Origin of the sequence: Reichenbachiella agarivorans, assembly GCF_025502585.1 — a bacterium.
Taxonomy (GTDB): Bacteria; Bacteroidota; Bacteroidia; order Cytophagales; family Cyclobacteriaceae; genus Reichenbachiella; species Reichenbachiella agarivorans.
The window spans coordinates 2,442,335-2,458,331 of sequence record NZ_CP106679.1; the positions used below are offsets into that span (position 1 = coordinate 2,442,335).

Here is a 15,997-nt window from a genome sequence, read left to right on the forward strand (position 1 = left end):
AGCAAGAAGCATGAAGAAACCTGTATTGATCCTATTGTTGATATTTCAAGCAGGTCTTTTGTGTGCGCAACTGGATGCAAGTCACTCCTATGATTTTTTAAATTTGCCTGTTGGTGCGAGAGTAGCTGGTCTGGGAGGTGTGGTGATATCTTCAACAGATCAGGATGTAAATCTATTTTTGTCCAATCCAGCATTGTTGGACTCTGTCAATCACAACCATATATCATGGAGTCATCTGAGTTATTATGCGGATGTGCAGTACAATTCTTTTGCCTATGCATGGAATCTCAAAAGGTTGGGACCTATAGGTATTGGCGTACAGCATATGGGTTATGGTGAGTTTGATAGTTATGACCTAGCTGGCAATGCTTTGGGTAAGACCTCTGCCAACGAAACAGCCGTGGTTTTGTCTCATAGCCATACCTTAGGTTTGTTCACCATGGGAGCCAATCTCAGGTTTATTTCGTCCAATATTGACAGCTATGGGTCGAGTGCGTTGACGATGGACTTAGGGGGGACATTTACCCATCCCACACATGAGCTGCAGGTAGCTTTGTTATTTAAGAACATGGGCGTGGTGTTTTCAGACTATACAGGTAGTTCTGAATCCACTCTGCCGTTTGATGTACAGATGGGTGTGACTTTCAAACCAGAGCACATGCCGTTTAGGTTTTCGGTGACGGCATACAATCTGGGTAAATCTGGGTCAGTGTATTACGATGCTGACTTTTCTGAAGACGATGAACCAGGAAAGGTGGATGAAATTTTTCGTCACATCAATTTGGGAACAGAAGTAGTCATCAGTCAAAATTTTCAATTGAGAGTCGGATACAATCACTTGATCAGAAAGGAATTGAAAATGGAGGAGAAACAAGGATTGGCTGGTATTTCGTTGGGCGCTATGGTGAGGATCAAAATGTTTGAACTATCGTACACCTTCACGACGTACCATATAGACAGTGGTAGGAGTTATTTTACCATTACCAGTAATTTGAATAAAGTTTTTAAGAAAAAATCAATCATATAAGATGTTGTCAACAGACCAATATTTAACACCCAAAGAGATCGTAGCAGAGTTAGACAAGTACATCATCGGGCAGCATGATGCCAAGAGGAATGTTGCGATCGCTTTGAGGAACCGATGGAGAAGAATGAATGTCAAGACGGATATCCAAGGAGAAATTGTTCCCAACAACATTTTGATGATTGGAGCTACGGGAGTGGGTAAGACTGAGATAGCCCGACGACTGGCAAAAATAGCAGACGCTCCCTTCGTGAAGGTTGAGGCTTCTAAGTTTACGGAAGTGGGCTATGTAGGGCGTGATGTCGAGAGCATGGTTCGTGATCTAGTAGAGCAGTCTGTAGCACTGGTAAAAAATGCCAAGAAAGAGGCCGTAAAGGAAAAGGCGGAAGAAATTGTAGAAAACATTATTCTAGATGCTTTGATACCTCCTGTCAAGAAGACTACCCCATCTGTATTGAACAATGCCGATGGAGCCAGCACGATAGTGGATGATGCAGAACTCAACGAGAAGACCCGTGTGAGATTCAGAGAGAAAATCAAAAATCGTGAGCTTGAAGATCGAAAAATTGATATTAGTATCAAGCAAAATAACACCCCTGGGATTGGAATGATTGGTGGAGGTCAGATGGATGAATCTTCCATGATGAATCTGCAAGAAATGATCGGGAACATGATTCCGCAGAAAACCAAAAAACGCAAAGTAACGATTGCGGACGCAAGGAAATTGTTGATGGAGGAGGAGTCTTCTCGATTGATAGACATGGATGAGGTCAAAGATGAGGCAATTGCTAAAGCTGAAAACACGGGTATCATCTTCATCGATGAGATTGATAAAATTGCGGTAGGGGCTTCCAAAAAGGGTGGACCCGACGTGAGTCGTGAAGGTGTGCAGAGAGACTTGCTTCCGATTGTAGAAGGCAGTGCTGTCAATACCAAATATGGGGTGATCAACACGGATCACATCTTGTTTGTAGCGGCAGGGGCTTTTCATTTCGCAAAACCATCTGATTTGATTCCTGAGTTGCAAGGTAGATTTCCGATCAGGGTTGAGCTAGAAAATTTGACCAAGGCGGATTTTGTCCGTATCCTCAGCGAGCCTAAAAATGCGTTGACCAAGCAGTATGCAGCACTGATCGCCGCTGAAGATGTAGAGATTAGTTTTGAATCCGAAGCGATAGAAGAAATTGCCAGCATGGCCTTCGAGATCAATGCTGAGATAGAAAACATTGGCGCTAGACGTCTACATACGGTGATGAGCAGGTTGCTCAACGATATCCTCTTCGATATACCAGACCTCATTGGACCCAATGCCAAAATAGTCATCAACAAAGCCATGGTCTTGGAGAAGCTGAGTGGAATGGTAGAAAACAGAGATTTGAGCCAGTATATCTTGTAAGACGCGATGCTCGGAAATGGCTTATGGATTAGGCTGATTTTTGAAATCTTGATTCTTGTTTTTATGAATGTTGAACCTTAAATTCTGAACAAATCGGGAATAACCTAGATTTGGACACCTTTAAACCATCTACCTATGCTCATCAGATACCGTATTCCTCTTAATTACTTTATCAAGTTCGCGTATGTGGATGCGATTGCAGTTATGATTGTATCTGTTGGTGTTTTCTTTCTCGTACGCAAGATCAATTTTCCTATTATTCCGATCAATATTCCTGCATTTATGGGTACAGCCATATCCTTGTTGCTGGGGTTTAAACTCAGTCAGTCGTATGATCGATGGTGGGAGGCACGCAAGATTTGGGGTGCCATTGTCAATGATTCGAGGACACTGACTCTACAGGTCCTCAACTACCACAAAGACGGAAACTGTGAGCAAACTATTCGCATTGCCAACCGACAGATGGCATGGCCGCACAGTTTGGGTCAATCCCTGCGAGGTCTGTCTCCATTGGATAAAATGGGAGATTTCTTGAGTGAGGAAGAATTTGCCAGAGTTGCCAGTCATAAAAATGTACCATTGGCGATACTCAACGAGCATTCGGTAGATTTGCGACAAATGTATCAAGACGGTAAAATCAATGATTACCAGCAAATCCAGATAGATAAAACGCTGGTTCGCCTATGTCAGAGTATGGGAATGGCAGAGCGAATCAAGAATACTGTTTTTCCCACTTCCTATCGATTGTTTTTACATTTGTTCATTTATCTTTTTATCACCTTGTTGGCCGTTGCTTTGGCAGAGGTGGATCGTCTTTGGGAAATACCCATGATGGTACTGATTTCTTTGCCTTTTTTATTGTTGGAGAAAACAGCCTTTTACCTCCAGGATCCATTTGAAAACCGACCTACGGATATTTCAGTGTCTGCAATTGCCAATACCATCGAGCATAACCTCAAACAGCTCATCGGTCAGTCAGACCTTCCTGCCCCTGTAGAGCAAGATACTTTTTATGTGATGTAATTGTGTTATTTAACATTGAGGAGTAGGCTGGGGGTATATTGTATTGTCTTTTAACCTCTCAAAAAGATAAATCGATTCTATTTCCTTTTATGCTTAGGTTACTTAACTTGGATTTTGTGGTGGTCATTGTATCATGTGAATTATTCAATGCGTTGAGATGTCTGAAAGGAAATTAATTTTGTATGTAAGTATGAGTCTAGATGGCTATTTGGCAACTGATGATGATGATTTGTCTTGGCTGGATATGGTCGAAAGAGAGGGAGAGGATTATGGTTATTCTGAATTCATGGATCGAGTGGATACTTATATTGTCGGACGCAAAACATATGATAAAATCATCGACATGGTAGGGCATCTGCCACAAGCCGAAAAGATGGAATGTTATGTGATCACCAGGCAAGAATTGCTACCAGAGAAGAATATTATCTTTTACAATGATGATATTGAAGATTTGATTTATGAACTAAAAAGAGAATCAGGTCAAAATATCATCTGTGATGGAGGGGCAGACGTAATCAAGCTACTCATGAGTAGTAGTCTCATCGATGAGTATGTGATATCGGTGATTCCTGTCATATTGGGGGATGGCAAGAGATTGTTCAAAGGAGGGGTTCCTTCTCAGGATATCGCCCTCATCAATTCTACTAGTTTTGAATCAGGATTGGTACAGTTGCATTATGTCCGATTGAATGAGAATTGATAGGGCTAGCTCCCTACTATTGTTTTTCTACGTAGACGATTTTCTTGGTTTCGAAGAAATCTTCTTTGAAATAAGTAGTCAGGTCATGGACTTTGTATCGGAGTTTGGACTCTAGCATTTCTTCGGCCAAATCTCCACCTTTCAAATATAGAATGCCATTTTTTAAAGGATGTTTGGATTCTTTTTTGAACTTGCCTTTGGTCCACTGGTAGAATGGCTTCATTCTCGTCACGGCTCTACTGACGACAAAATCAAATTGACCAGGGACAGTTTCTGCACGTCCATGGATTCCAGTTACATTTTTCAACCCAAGAGCTTGGGCGACTTCATTTACTACTTTGATCTTCTTCCCAATACTATCTACCAAGACAAACTGTGATTCTGGGTAGAGTATAGCAAGTGGTATACCTGGGAAGCCCCCACCTGTACCTATGTCCAAGATACTAGAACCTGGAAGGAAATCCATGACTTTGGCAATCCCAAGAGAGTGGAGTACATGGCGCACATTGAGTTCTTCAATGTCCTTGCGAGAGATGACATTGATTTTGCTATTCCAATCTTTGTACAGAGGTTCTAACTGGGCAAACTGTTCCTTTTGTTCAGCACTGAGCTGAGGAAAGTACTTCAAGATGATCTTAGACATGCTCCTAGATATGCTGCTTTTTGTCTTTGACCAAGTCGTACATCAACTCGCGGGCTCTGTGCAATTGAGCTTTGACAGTACCTAATGGCGCATCCAGTGTTTTGGCGATCTCATCATACGATAACTCATCAAAATATCTCAACCTAACCAGTCGCTGGTACTTTGGAGGTAGTTTGGTGACAAACATCTGTACCAACTCGATTTTTTGAGTATTGATAGCCTCTTCTTGAGGATTAAGTGTTCTGTCTTCTACATCGATATTGACGGACTCTCCATTGTCGTCTGAGAATGAAGTATTCAAACTAAAGGTGTTTAGCTTTTTCTTTCTGATAAAATCGATGGTGTTGTTGGTGGCGATTCTAAAAAGCCAAGTACTAAATGTGTAGTCTTTTTTGAATTTGTGGAGGTTTTTGAAAGCTTTGGCAAACGCCTCGATAGTCAGATCTTCTGCATCATCCGTGTTTCTGATCATCTTGAGTATCATGTGGTAGACAGGACGCTTGTAGCGATCCATCAGCTCAGCATATGCTTGCTCGTCACCTTCATTGATCGCATGATCGATTAGTTTGAAATCCTTTAGTGCCTTTTCGGAAAACTGCTTTTTTACTTCCATTTAACCTTCTTAGTGAATATCGCGATGGTTCCTGCTGTAGTTACGAACAATACGTAAAATAAATCAAGAACTGGTACTAGCCAAGTATTGATACGGTCTCCAAACTTTTTGGATGTGAAATAATTTAGATTCATGAGCATGATCCATCTAAAAAGGAGGATGCCCAATACAATCTCATATCTGTTGGTTTGTATGGCTAAAATAATCAAAGACAACCAGAAAAGCAGATTACTTAGGTTTTGTAGTCCCAAAAGAGTCTTATCCTTGAAGGAATAGTACTTGCTGACGGAGAAATGTCTCAGTTTTTGTCTGAAATATTCTCGCCAAGTTTTTTTGGGGACTGAAAGTGTGAGTGAGTCGGCTCCTAAAACCACCTGTGTATTTTTCTTATTGGCGAGTTGATTGACCAATAGGTCGTCATCTCCACCCATGATGTGTTGGAATTTATTGAATCCCTTGTTTTCAATGAATGCTGATTTTCTATAAGCCAAATTTCTACCTACTCCCATGTATGGATTACCTGCCAACGCCCATGCTGCATAGTTGACAGCTGTTTGTTGGGTTTCGTAGCGAATGTACAGATTGAGAAAACCTTTTTCTTTGATGTATTGAGATACACCCAGTGAGAATTTGGTCTGCTCTTGGATGTGGCTGGTCATTTCAGTGATCCAATTCTCTGAAGTGGGTCTACAATCGGCATCAGTGAAGAGTAGGATGTCGTTTTTGGCAGCTTTGACACCCAATGTGATGGCGTACTTTTTGGCGTTGATGTGGTCATGCACCTTGTCGACTCTCACATGCTTGAGTTTCTCAGATTTGATATCCAGCATGTAGTCAAACGTATCGTCATCTGATCTGTCATCTACAATGATGATTTCAAAATTCGGATGGTTTTGTTGTTGTAGGATGGGAATTAATTCCTTTAAATTGTCCAGTTCATTGTGTGCACATACGATGACAGAGACAGGTTGATTTTGTGAGCTTGTGTTCGTGGAGTAGCGACTTATTTTGATCCAAGCTACTGTCCAATAGATAGATAGGATGAATGTACTTCCTAATAAAACGAACAAGAAAATTTCCGACATAACAGTTGATTCGCAATTGGACGCAAATATGCGGCAGTACGCCAATTTTATAGTGGAAATCAACATATTTTTGCAACGTTTATGGATTTTAAGTTAGAAACAACAGACAGCAAGTCAAGGGCAAGGGCAGGAGTGATCACTACTGATCATGGTCAGATCGAAACGCCGATATTTATGCCTGTAGGTACCGCTGGTACTGTCAAGGCCGTACATCAGCGTGAGCTCAAGGAGGATATCAAGGCAGAGATTATTTTGGGCAACACTTATCACTTGTATTTGCGTCCAGGACTGGATGTGATAGAATCCGCTGGTGGGTTGCACAAATTCAATGGATTTGATAAACCCATGCTCACGGATAGTGGTGGGTATCAGGTGTATTCTCTCAAGCACAGAAGAAAAATCACTGAGGAGGGTGTAAAGTTTCAGTCGCACATAGATGGATCCAAACATAATTTTAGCCCAGAGCACGTCATGGATATCCAGCGCACCATTGGTGCGGATATCATCATGGCTTTTGACGAGTGTACGCCATATCCATGTGACCTAAAGTATGCCAGAGAATCCATGGAAATGACTCACCGCTGGTTGAAACGTTGTTGTGACCGTTTTGATCAGACCGAACCCAAATATGGCTATAGTCAGACTTTGTTTCCTATCGTGCAGGGGAGTACCTATCATGACCTTAGAAAAAAATCTGCAGAGACGATCGCGTCTTTTGGTCGCGAAGGCAATGCGATAGGAGGCCTATCCGTAGGTGAGCCTGCAGAAATGATGTACGAAACGACCGACTTGGTCTGCAATATTCTACCTGCGGATAAGCCACGTTACCTGATGGGAGTCGGCACACCAGAGAATATCCTCGAATGTATCGCACTGGGAGTAGATATGTTTGATTGCGTGATGCCTACTCGCAATGCACGACATGGGTTGCTCTATACTTCAGAAGGACTCATCAATATCAAGAATAAGAAATGGGAGAAGGATTTCTCACCGATAGATCCTAATTTGGGTGGCTATGTTGACATGGCTTACTCCAAAGCATATCTGAGACATTTGGTACATAGCAGCGAATCTTTAGGTGCTCAGATTGCCAGTGTACACAATTTGTCATTTTATTTGTGGTTGGTCAAAGAGGCTAGAAAACACATCAAAGCTGGAGATTTTACAGCTTGGAAAAATGCTATATTGCCAAAAATTTCATCAAGACTGTAGATACCCGTGGGCATCAAACTGATAGATAAATACATTTTTAAAAAGTTCATTACCACTTTCATCTTTGTGGTGGCGCTACTGGTTGTAGTGATCGTGGTAATTGACTTTACAGAGAAGAATGAAAAGTTCATCAAAAATGAAGTACCTACGGACTTGATCGTGTATTACTATCTGAGTTTTATGCCTTGGATTGCCAATCTGATTGCTCCCATTACGGTATTTATTTCCACTGTATTGGTCACAGCTGGCATGGCTGGTAAGACAGAGATAGTTGCCATATTAGCAGGTGGTATTAGCTTTCGTAGGATGCTGATGCCTTTTTTGGTGGGTGCTATTTTGATTGCCATGACGACATTTTATGTCAATGGATGGATGATCCCCAACTCCAATAAGTATCGGATTGCATTTGAGGTAGAATATCTGAAAAAGCCTTTTTACTTCAACGAAAGAGATATTCATTTCAAGATAGGGGAAGAGGAGTATTTGTATCTCCAGCGCTACAATAACAGATCAGAAGTAGGATACAAAGTCACCTTGGAGCAGATTGTAGGGACAGAAATGAAACAGAAGTTGACTGCTACGAAGATGACCTGGGATGATTCTTTGGGTCGCTGGCAGTTCAAAGATTGGGAGCTGCGAGAGATAGGAGAATTTGGAGAGAAATATTCTAAGGGAGATGAAATGGACACCTTGTTGAGTATCACGCCCGAAGATTTTGACAACAAATATCAACTCAATGAGACCATGAATCTCAATGAACTCAATGATCATATCGCGATGCTCAAAGATCGTGGTGCCGATGATGTCGAGGTATATGAAATCGAAAAGTACATACGTTATATGTTGCCATTTACAGCAATCATATTGACCCTGATGGGAGTGTCTGTATCTGCTGAAAAATCTACACGGGGTGGTGCTGGGTTTAAGATAGCACTGGGTTTTTTGATCGCCTTTGTGTTTATCATCCTATTCATTTTGGTCAAGGCCATCGCAGAGGCAGGGTCGATGAACCCTATTGTGGCTATATGGATTCCCAACATGATTGGAGCCGTTGTATCTTTGATTTTATATCGTTTTGTTCCTAAATAATGGAGAATGCTAATTCGCAATTGAAAGCCTACCTACAGCTGCATTTCATTGTATTGATTTGGGGTGCTACAGCTGTTTTGGGTAAGCTTATTAGTATTCCTCCTTTGGGGGTGGTTTTATACAGAACTTTGATTGCGGCAGGAGGGATATATCTGATTATCCTATTCAAGCAAATCAATTACAAACTGCCCAAAGAGGAGTTGATCAAAATCCTTTCCACTGGGATTCTTATTGCACTGCACTGGATTACTTTTTTTCTGGCTGCCAGATTGTCCAATATTTCGATTTGTTTGGCAGGGATTGCTACCACTTCTTTTTGGACAAGCTTTATTGATCCAATCGTAAACAAGCGTCCAATCAAGTTTTATGAACCACTTTTGGGTGTTTTGTCATTGGTAGGAATAGTTTTGGTATTCAATGCATCATTTGATCAATTCTTGGGTTTGTCAGTGGCGATCGCGTCAGCAATTTTGGCGTCTTTATTCACTGTCATCAATGGTCGATTGATCGCCAGACAAAATCACTACACCATCTCTATGTACGAGATGCTCGGTGCATTTGGGACGACTCTCATGATCATACCCCTGGCGAGTTGGATGAGTACAGAGCGCATGGTTGACTATGTATCTATTCAGAACTGGGATTGGGCATTTTTGCTGTTTTTGGGCGTAATATGCACGGTGTTTGCCTATTCACTGGGGGTCAAGTTGATGAAGCAATTGTCTGCTTTTTCAATCAACTTGACGATCAACTTGGAGCCAGTATACGGCATTATCATGGCGTTGATTATATTCAAAGATGATGAGCACATGGGTACGGGATTTTATGTAGGTACATCTATCATTATCTTGTCTGTTTTGCTATATCCGTTGGTGAGGAAGTTGACCAAAGACAGGTACATGAATCCAGAGGTATTGCAATGAATGTACTCGAAATATACCTATTACTGATCTAAGATTTTGACCAGTTCATCGAAGTAATTATTGTTATGTTCCAAAAAAATACGTATTTTGAAACATAATTTCCATAAGCCAGACTGACCTAAATATTGAAGAAAGCCATCCACACGGATGGCTTTTCTTTTTTGCTCAGAATTTATATTCTAACCATACAGTTATGAACCTCACAAATAATGTTGTCATCTAGGGATTAACATTTGTAAAACAAACAACCCTAGTAGCGCGGAGGCTACCAGGGAAGTATTGTTAGAATGGTTTGTCTTTGATGTCTTAATTGGGTTAAGTCAGCAAGGCTAAAATCTTGTTAAATGCTTTTTGAAGGATATATGAAAACTGTGCTGTCAACCTGATGGTCGGCACATATCGTGTGCTTCTCCATGTAGGGTATGGAGATAGTCGTTCCGTCACTAAGAACTGTGTAAATAGAGGTATATGTTTCATTAAAAATTAAAGTTAATTTTCTCGATTGCTGCTTTAATTCTAATGAGGGGCAATTCTAATTCAGAAATTCCTATTGAATTTCATTTCTTGGATGATTTATACAGTTGTGTGTAAATATTTCCAGAATTGACAAAATTGCCTTGTGAAATTTGTAATTAATTCAAGTAGGTACATGGTTTTTGAATGACTAAAATCTCATTATTGATGAACTACTACTCATCACTCTTTTGACAGAACGCCAATTTTGATGTACGACGGGTTCGAACCCGATCTGCTCACAGCATGCTTGGCGACAACAAAATCTTCAGCACTAGCCTCAAAGATGTTGTCAACATAAGTCTGAGGATTGATGTCTATCAACGGAAACCAGGTGCTTTGAATTTGCACCATGATACGGTGCCCTTTTTTGAAAGTGTGCAGTACATCTTGAAGTTCTAGTTCTATTTTTTCATCCTGTTTTGGGGTGAAAGGTTCTGGTTTCTTGTAGCTGTTTCGGAATCTGCCTCGTAGTGCTTCACTTCTGACCATTTGGTGATAGCCGCCTATCATTTTCTCGGGCTGATGTGGGTATGGAGCATGGTCATTAGGATATACGTCAATGATTTTGACTATCCAATCAGCCGCGCTTTGATTGGTTTTGACTACCAGATTGGCTATGATGGGGCCAGCCACAGTAAGATCTTCTTCCAGTTGGGCGGTTACGTAATACAGTACATCATCTCTTAAGATCACAAAGCCTTGATCTTCGACCATATACTCTTTAGGGATTTTGAGGTTTGGATATTGAGTGAAGGGCACGGGGTTGGCGGGATCACTGACAAACATATCTACCCCAAATTCATTGGCTTGGGGAGGAGTGAAAGACAATTCATTTTTTTTCTTGAAATACAGTTTTCTGTAGTCAAGGTTTTTGGGTGGCCATTCTTCGAATTTTCTCCACTGGTTGCGACCTGTTTCAAACATGATCGCTTCGGACAAGTCTGCTTCGCCTTCGCCTTTGAGGTGATAGGTAAAGAAGGGAGTCAAGACTTCATTGTTGAAGAAAGTAGAAGTTTTTTCTCCGAAATGCACATCTCCCAAGAAATCTCCTGCTGTACGTCTCCATCCTCCATGACTCCAAGGGCCCATTATAATGGTGTTGGTGGTTTTTGGGTTGTTTTTTTCTACTTCCGCATAGATATGGAGAGGGCCATAGAGGTCTTCGGCATCATACCAACCTCCTACGGTCAGTACCGCGCAATTCACATTTTTTAGATGAGGAAGGATGTTTTTGGATTGCCAATATTCATCATAATTGGGGTGAGCAACCATTTCATTCCAAAATGGAATACTATCGTGCAGATACAACTCATTGGCTTTAGAAAGAGGAGTCATGTTCTTGTAAAATTCATATCCGTCCTCTGTGCCAAAATTAAAATCAGGAGCCCACTCTGTGGTCAAACTGTCTCTCTCTACGCCAAACGAAGATAAGAAAGCAAAACTGTGAGAAGGGAAAAAAGCACCGTGGTGGTGAAAGTCATCAAAGAACCAATCAGCGATTGGGGCCTGAGGAGAAACCGCTTTCAGTGCTGGGTGCGAATCAATCATACCTGCTGCGGTATAGAATCCAGGGTAGGAAATACCCCACTGCCCTACATTGCCATTGTTTTGCGTATGAGAGAGCAACCAATCAATGGTGTCAAATGTATCAGTGCTTTCATTGACGTTTCGGCCATTGACGATGCCTTCGTGAGGGGTCATGTTGACGAAATCACCCTCTGACATGAATTTTCCCCTTACGTCTTGATAGACAAAAATGTATTTGTCTTTGGTTAGGCTCATATTGGGTCCCAAATCCTTTCGGTATTGAGATTTGTCAGTACCATATGGTGCCACAGAATAGGGTGTGCGGAACAGAATGATCGGGTATGCTTGCCCGTCATTGGGCGTATATATTGAGGTGAATAGCTGGGTGCCATCACGCATGGGTATATACACTTCCGTTTTGTCATAGTTGTTGACAATGAATAAAGAGTCACTTTCGCTACGCTGTGGTGAGTAGGCCTCTTTGTCCCTATCACAGGAAGCAAAAAGGGAAAGAGACACGATTACAGTCAAGATTAGTTTTGAGAGATTCAATGTTGTTTTCATTTTTTGAGTTGATGCGAATTCGTTCATAGTGACGGAAGTGAAAAAACCAATGGAATTATGCTTCTATTTTTTTTAACTTTTTCTTCATGTATCTGAGTACTTTGTCAAATTCTGTGTTTTCCTGTTTGCTGAGACCAAATTCTTTTCCGGATTTGAGTCTCCATGTGATTTCTTCGTACTTGCCACCCATGGTTTTGATACTACTGTGACTCCATTTTTCTAATTCTTTGGATTCAAATTTGAGTCGTTTGAATTGGAATGGCATGTTCAACTCAAACTTCTCTTTCGCGATTTTCATGATCTTAACTCCCATGAGGATTTTGAGCAAGACGACGATTCCAATAGGGCCAGAGGTATATATGAGTAGATACCATCCTATTTTACTCTCAGCATCATTGATATTCAATATACCATATACAAACAGTCCCAAGGCGATGGTAATGAAAACACTAACTGAAAAGAGTGTTGATATTTTTGGTTTTGATACGATCATTCCGCTTGTAATTGAGCGGTAAAATTATGGATATGATTGATAATCTCGCCGAAAAACTCTTCAAATTCTTTCTCAAGTAAAGGATAGTCGGTCATTAGATTTTCGGTGGCACGCTCCATACCCGACTCGTATGGTGTCCGTTGAGACATGCCTGTCAGTGCAGATTGCAGACCGTCTACAAACTGGTAGTGATACAGCCAGTCATTTTTGGCCATGTGATAGAGTAAATAATTTGCCTTTTCTGGGATTAACTTTCTGTTTTTCTCAAAGAGAAGATAATATCGATGAGTGAAGTCGCCTAGCTTTTCATCTGAGTATTGGTGCCAGTTTTTGGCTAAAAAATGATCGTAAAACATATCCATGATCACACCAGAGTAGTGTCTGTATTCGGAGAGCCTTCTTTTGCCCTGTCTGACTAGTGGATGATTATCAGTAAAGGAGTCGATTTCCCGATGGATCAGAATGCCATTTTTGATCCCAGATTCATATACTTCAAATTTATTTCCCTTGACAAAATCAGCTATGACGTTGCCTATGGCTATTTTTTCTTGGTCAAAAGAAAGGAAGATATGTGCTAGGTAATTCATTTATGGGCATAATATAAAGCTTTTCCTTTGATTGGTTATATTTGTGAAGAAGCTTAAAAACCAGATCATGTCTAATATCCATCTTAACATCCTCATTCAGCTCGCTAAAATCGATGGAGTCATCGTTCAACAGGAAATTGATTTGATCAACGAAGTGGGAAAGGCCAATGGATTGTCAAATGAAGAAATTAGGGAAGCTTATGAAGAAGCAGTTAGTTTGGATTTGGATAACCTCACAGGGTTGACCGATGATGAAAAGTATGATGTGATCTACTCAGTGGTACAGCTGATGAAAATCGATGGCAAGCTGTACAATGAGGAAATTAAATACTGCGCCAAAATGGCTTCCAGATTGGGATATGACGAGAATGTTCTTTTTGAATTGATGCTCAAAATATATGCTGATCCCGATCTTTGTGCAGACAAGGCATCATTGAAAAAACATATTCAGAAGTACCTTATATCTTGATCAGGCAGTAGGTATCCTCCATGGAGATAAGTGGGATGTCTTGTGCGATGGCATCTTTACTCATGTCTCTGATATTTCTTTTCTTGTTGGTATGAGTGAGTATGATTCTTTTGTAACTGAAATAGTCATTGATTGTTTCTAGACTGTGTACAGCATCATATCCTACTACCAAGTAGTCCGTCCTTAGTTTTAGTTTGATGCTGTTTGGATCAAATCCCTTTGATAAGAATATAAATCTAGTGCTATGCATCACTAGTGCGTGCATGCCCGTGTCGATTTGGTAAGTTTTTTGATTAATTAGCACAGCCTGATCTACTGGGGCTAGGTGTGATTGTAGCCTGTTTGGATTGATTTGATAAGCTAGCAGTTCTTGGTTTTGAATGGAATTCTGCGCGTACAGATTGACTTTCAATCCATCTACTCGATCGATGAATTGATTCTCTCTAGTGTGGTACAGAATCACCTCTGTCTTGGTGGATTGTTGATAGATACTCCAGCAGCCTAGTGTTGTGATCAAAGCAATGCAGATCGTGAAGGGCCATAAGTACCTGAATTTCCTATTGGCGATCATCACAAGTAGGAATATTATTGCTAAATACACCAAGATAGTTTGCCCACCTGAGAGATAGAGCCATTCTTTGAGGCTACCTGGTAATTGATAGATTTGATTGACTACCCAATTGAGACTCTTGATGCTATACTCCATCAAAAGACCTGGCCAGATACTAGGAAATATACTGTTGGCGATGAAGAGGAATATGCCCTCGGACATGACTATAAACGCCGCTGGAATGACGAAGAGGTTCGATCCCAAAAAGTAATTAGGAAATTGATGGAAATAGTAGATGCTAATAGGAGCTGTGGCGATCTGTGCAGCGAGGGATACAGCAGTAATTGTCCATATTTTGTCCCACAGCCATGTGGACGGACTCCACCAAGAATAAATTTTGTCAAATAAGTAAACGATGCCTATCACAGCTAAATAGGATAGTTGGAAACCCACTGAAAAAATCTGATTGGGATTGAAAAGTAGTAGGATAAAGGCAGATACAGAGATAGAATTGTAGATATTAGGAGCCCTGTCGAGAGATTGTCCATATATCAGCAAACTGAACATGGTAACGGCTCTTAGTATGGAAGGCGAAAACCCTGTCAGCATGGCATAGGTCCAGAGCATAAGGATACTGAGTATGGGTAACAGGTATTGTTTGAAGAAGGCCAGTTTGAAAGGACGAAACAAAAGTAGGAGCAGATAATGTATCACTCCGACATGTAGTCCAGAGACTGCCAATACGTGCATTGCGCCCACTGCAGCATAGGCGGATTTGATTTCACCATCTAGACGATCCTTGATTCCCAGTAGCAGAGCCAGCGCAATTCCTTGCTCTTGTGGTGAAGTAATACTACTTATAATTTGATTCTCGAAATGTTGTCTCAGCCTGTAAATGGAGGCCAAGACTGGATTACCTAGATTATGTTTTACTACTTGGATTTGGTCGGGGGAGATGAATTGCTGGAGGTGGATTTTTTGTAGAGCCATGTAGTTGGCATAATCAAACTCATGAGGATTGCTAGGTGCTGATATCTCGAAAGGAAGCCCTTGAATTTGTATGAGGTCTCCATATTGGAGCTCAATGGTCTGCGTGCTGTCCGTCTTTATGTACAGCTGGACGAGTTCGGTATGGGCAATGACTGTAGTGTCTGATTTGATATGGAGGCTTTCTACTTGGTAGATTTTGTAGTGGCCTTTGGTGACAGGATACGATTGGATGATAGCTGTGTAGTAAGAGCCTTTGCTAAATGCATTGAACCTAGCCTTAGGGTCGTCAGCATTGTGACCTATGTAGCGATAGGTGCCTGCGAGCCCTATCAGGATCAAAAGCGTGATTCCCATTCCTGTTTTCGATTTGCCTTTGATCCCAATGGAATACAAAATAACCAAAAGAAATATCAATCCAATACAAACAGGGAGATAGCCCAATTGGGAAACAAGATTGTCAGGCAATTGATGGGCTGCAAGTATTCCTATGATGAAAACTGCACAAATTCTAACAAAGGGTATCGGTGACCAAGCAAACATTTCGTCCAAATTGAAATGCTGCTGGGTTGAATTTAGCCAAAAGATTTGAAACT

At 41.1% G+C, this 15,997-nt stretch carries 16 protein-coding genes; 8 read left to right on the forward strand and 8 right to left on the reverse strand.

The window, feature by feature from the left end:
- Positions 1 to 10 precede the first annotated feature (10 nt).
- The 4 genes from porQ to N6H18_RS10185 all read left to right on the forward strand — a co-directional run bounded on the left by porQ (position 11) and on the right by N6H18_RS10185 (position 4,143).
- Positions 11 to 1,027, forward strand: a complete 1,017-nt coding sequence (gene porQ, locus N6H18_RS10170) for a type IX secretion system protein PorQ (protein WP_262308164.1) — start codon at positions 11 to 13, stop codon at positions 1,025 to 1,027.
- A gap of 1 nt (position 1,028) precedes the next feature.
- Positions 1,029 to 2,420, forward strand: coding sequence for an ATP-dependent protease ATPase subunit HslU (gene hslU / locus N6H18_RS10175; RefSeq protein ID WP_262308165.1), 1,392 nt, complete (start codon positions 1,029 to 1,031; stop codon positions 2,418 to 2,420).
- Between the two features lie 135 nt (positions 2,421 to 2,555).
- Entirely contained in the window at positions 2,556 to 3,443 is an 888-nt protein-coding gene (locus N6H18_RS10180; protein WP_262308166.1) for a bestrophin family protein, read from the forward strand.
- 157 nt (positions 3,444 to 3,600) lie between these two features.
- Complete coding sequence (locus N6H18_RS10185) at positions 3,601 to 4,143, forward strand: dihydrofolate reductase family protein (protein ID WP_262308167.1); 543 nt, start codon at positions 3,601 to 3,603, stop codon at positions 4,141 to 4,143.
- A gap of 16 nt (positions 4,144 to 4,159) precedes the next feature.
- Here N6H18_RS10185 and rsmG read toward each other — a convergent pair whose 3' ends face one another.
- From rsmG to N6H18_RS10200, 3 genes are read right to left on the reverse strand one after another with little or no spacing between them, the layout of a single operon-like run.
- Positions 4,160 to 4,786, reverse strand: coding sequence for a 16S rRNA (guanine(527)-N(7))-methyltransferase RsmG (gene rsmG / locus N6H18_RS10190; RefSeq protein WP_262308168.1), 627 nt, complete (start codon positions 4,784 to 4,786; stop codon positions 4,160 to 4,162).
- A 4-nt stretch (positions 4,787 to 4,790) separates the two neighbouring features.
- Positions 4,791 to 5,399 carry an RNA polymerase sigma factor gene (locus tag N6H18_RS10195; protein WP_262308169.1) on the reverse strand — a complete coding sequence of 203 codons (609 nt, stop codon included), beginning with the start codon at positions 5,397 to 5,399 and terminating at the stop codon, positions 4,791 to 4,793.
- On the reverse strand, positions 5,390 to 6,484 hold the full coding sequence (locus tag N6H18_RS10200) for a glycosyltransferase (protein WP_262308170.1): 1,095 nt from the start codon (positions 6,482 to 6,484) through the stop codon (positions 5,390 to 5,392). The genes N6H18_RS10195 and N6H18_RS10200 overlap by 10 nt, the downstream gene beginning before the upstream one ends.
- 81 nt (positions 6,485 to 6,565) lie before the next feature.
- Between N6H18_RS10200 and tgt the strand changes: the two genes are divergently transcribed.
- Genes tgt through N6H18_RS10215 form a run of 3 tightly spaced genes read left to right on the forward strand, consistent with a single transcriptional unit; the run spans position 6,566 to position 9,708 of the window.
- Positions 6,566 to 7,696, forward strand: coding sequence for a tRNA guanosine(34) transglycosylase Tgt (tgt, locus tag N6H18_RS10205; RefSeq protein ID WP_262308171.1), 1,131 nt, complete (start codon positions 6,566 to 6,568; stop codon positions 7,694 to 7,696).
- Positions 7,697 to 7,702: 6 nt separating this feature from the next.
- On the forward strand, positions 7,703 to 8,785 hold the full coding sequence (locus tag N6H18_RS10210; protein WP_316044796.1) for an LptF/LptG family permease: 1,083 nt from the start codon (positions 7,703 to 7,705) through the stop codon (positions 8,783 to 8,785).
- On the forward strand, positions 8,785 to 9,708 hold the full coding sequence (locus N6H18_RS10215; protein ID WP_262308172.1) for a DMT family transporter: 924 nt from the start codon (positions 8,785 to 8,787) through the stop codon (positions 9,706 to 9,708). Before N6H18_RS10210 ends, N6H18_RS10215 begins: the two co-directional genes overlap by 1 nt.
- A 315-nt stretch (positions 9,709 to 10,023) precedes the next feature.
- Here N6H18_RS10215 and N6H18_RS10220 read toward each other — a convergent pair whose 3' ends face one another.
- From N6H18_RS10220 to N6H18_RS10235, 4 genes are all read right to left on the reverse strand, one after another.
- The gene (locus N6H18_RS10220; RefSeq protein ID WP_262308173.1) at positions 10,024 to 10,185 is read right to left on the reverse strand and encodes a hypothetical protein; all 162 of its coding nucleotides are present in this window, start codon (positions 10,183 to 10,185) and stop codon (positions 10,024 to 10,026) included.
- A gap of 219 nt (positions 10,186 to 10,404) precedes the next feature.
- Positions 10,405 to 12,315 carry a CocE/NonD family hydrolase gene (locus N6H18_RS10225; RefSeq protein WP_262308174.1) on the reverse strand — a complete coding sequence of 637 codons (1,911 nt, stop codon included), beginning with the start codon at positions 12,313 to 12,315 and terminating at the stop codon, positions 10,405 to 10,407.
- A 55-nt stretch (positions 12,316 to 12,370) separates the two neighbouring features.
- Complete coding sequence (locus tag N6H18_RS10230) at positions 12,371 to 12,808, reverse strand: hypothetical protein (protein WP_262308175.1); 438 nt, start codon at positions 12,806 to 12,808, stop codon at positions 12,371 to 12,373.
- Positions 12,805 to 13,395 carry an acyl carrier protein phosphodiesterase gene (locus tag N6H18_RS10235; protein WP_262308176.1) on the reverse strand — a complete coding sequence of 197 codons (591 nt, stop codon included), beginning with the start codon at positions 13,393 to 13,395 and terminating at the stop codon, positions 12,805 to 12,807. Before N6H18_RS10235 ends, N6H18_RS10230 begins: the two co-directional genes overlap by 4 nt.
- A gap of 67 nt (positions 13,396 to 13,462) precedes the next feature.
- Here N6H18_RS10235 and N6H18_RS10240 point away from each other — a divergent pair, with 67 nt between their 5' ends.
- On the forward strand, positions 13,463 to 13,864 hold the full coding sequence (locus N6H18_RS10240) for a tellurite resistance TerB family protein (protein WP_262308177.1): 402 nt from the start codon (positions 13,463 to 13,465) through the stop codon (positions 13,862 to 13,864).
- Here N6H18_RS10240 and N6H18_RS10245 read toward each other — a convergent pair.
- Positions 13,854 to 15,944: a ComEC/Rec2 family competence protein gene (locus N6H18_RS10245; RefSeq protein ID WP_262308178.1), complete on the reverse strand. Its 2,091-nt coding sequence runs from the start codon at positions 15,942 to 15,944 to the stop codon at positions 13,854 to 13,856. The genes N6H18_RS10240 and N6H18_RS10245 overlap by 11 nt on opposite strands.
- Between the last annotated feature and the right edge of the window lie 53 nt (positions 15,945 to 15,997).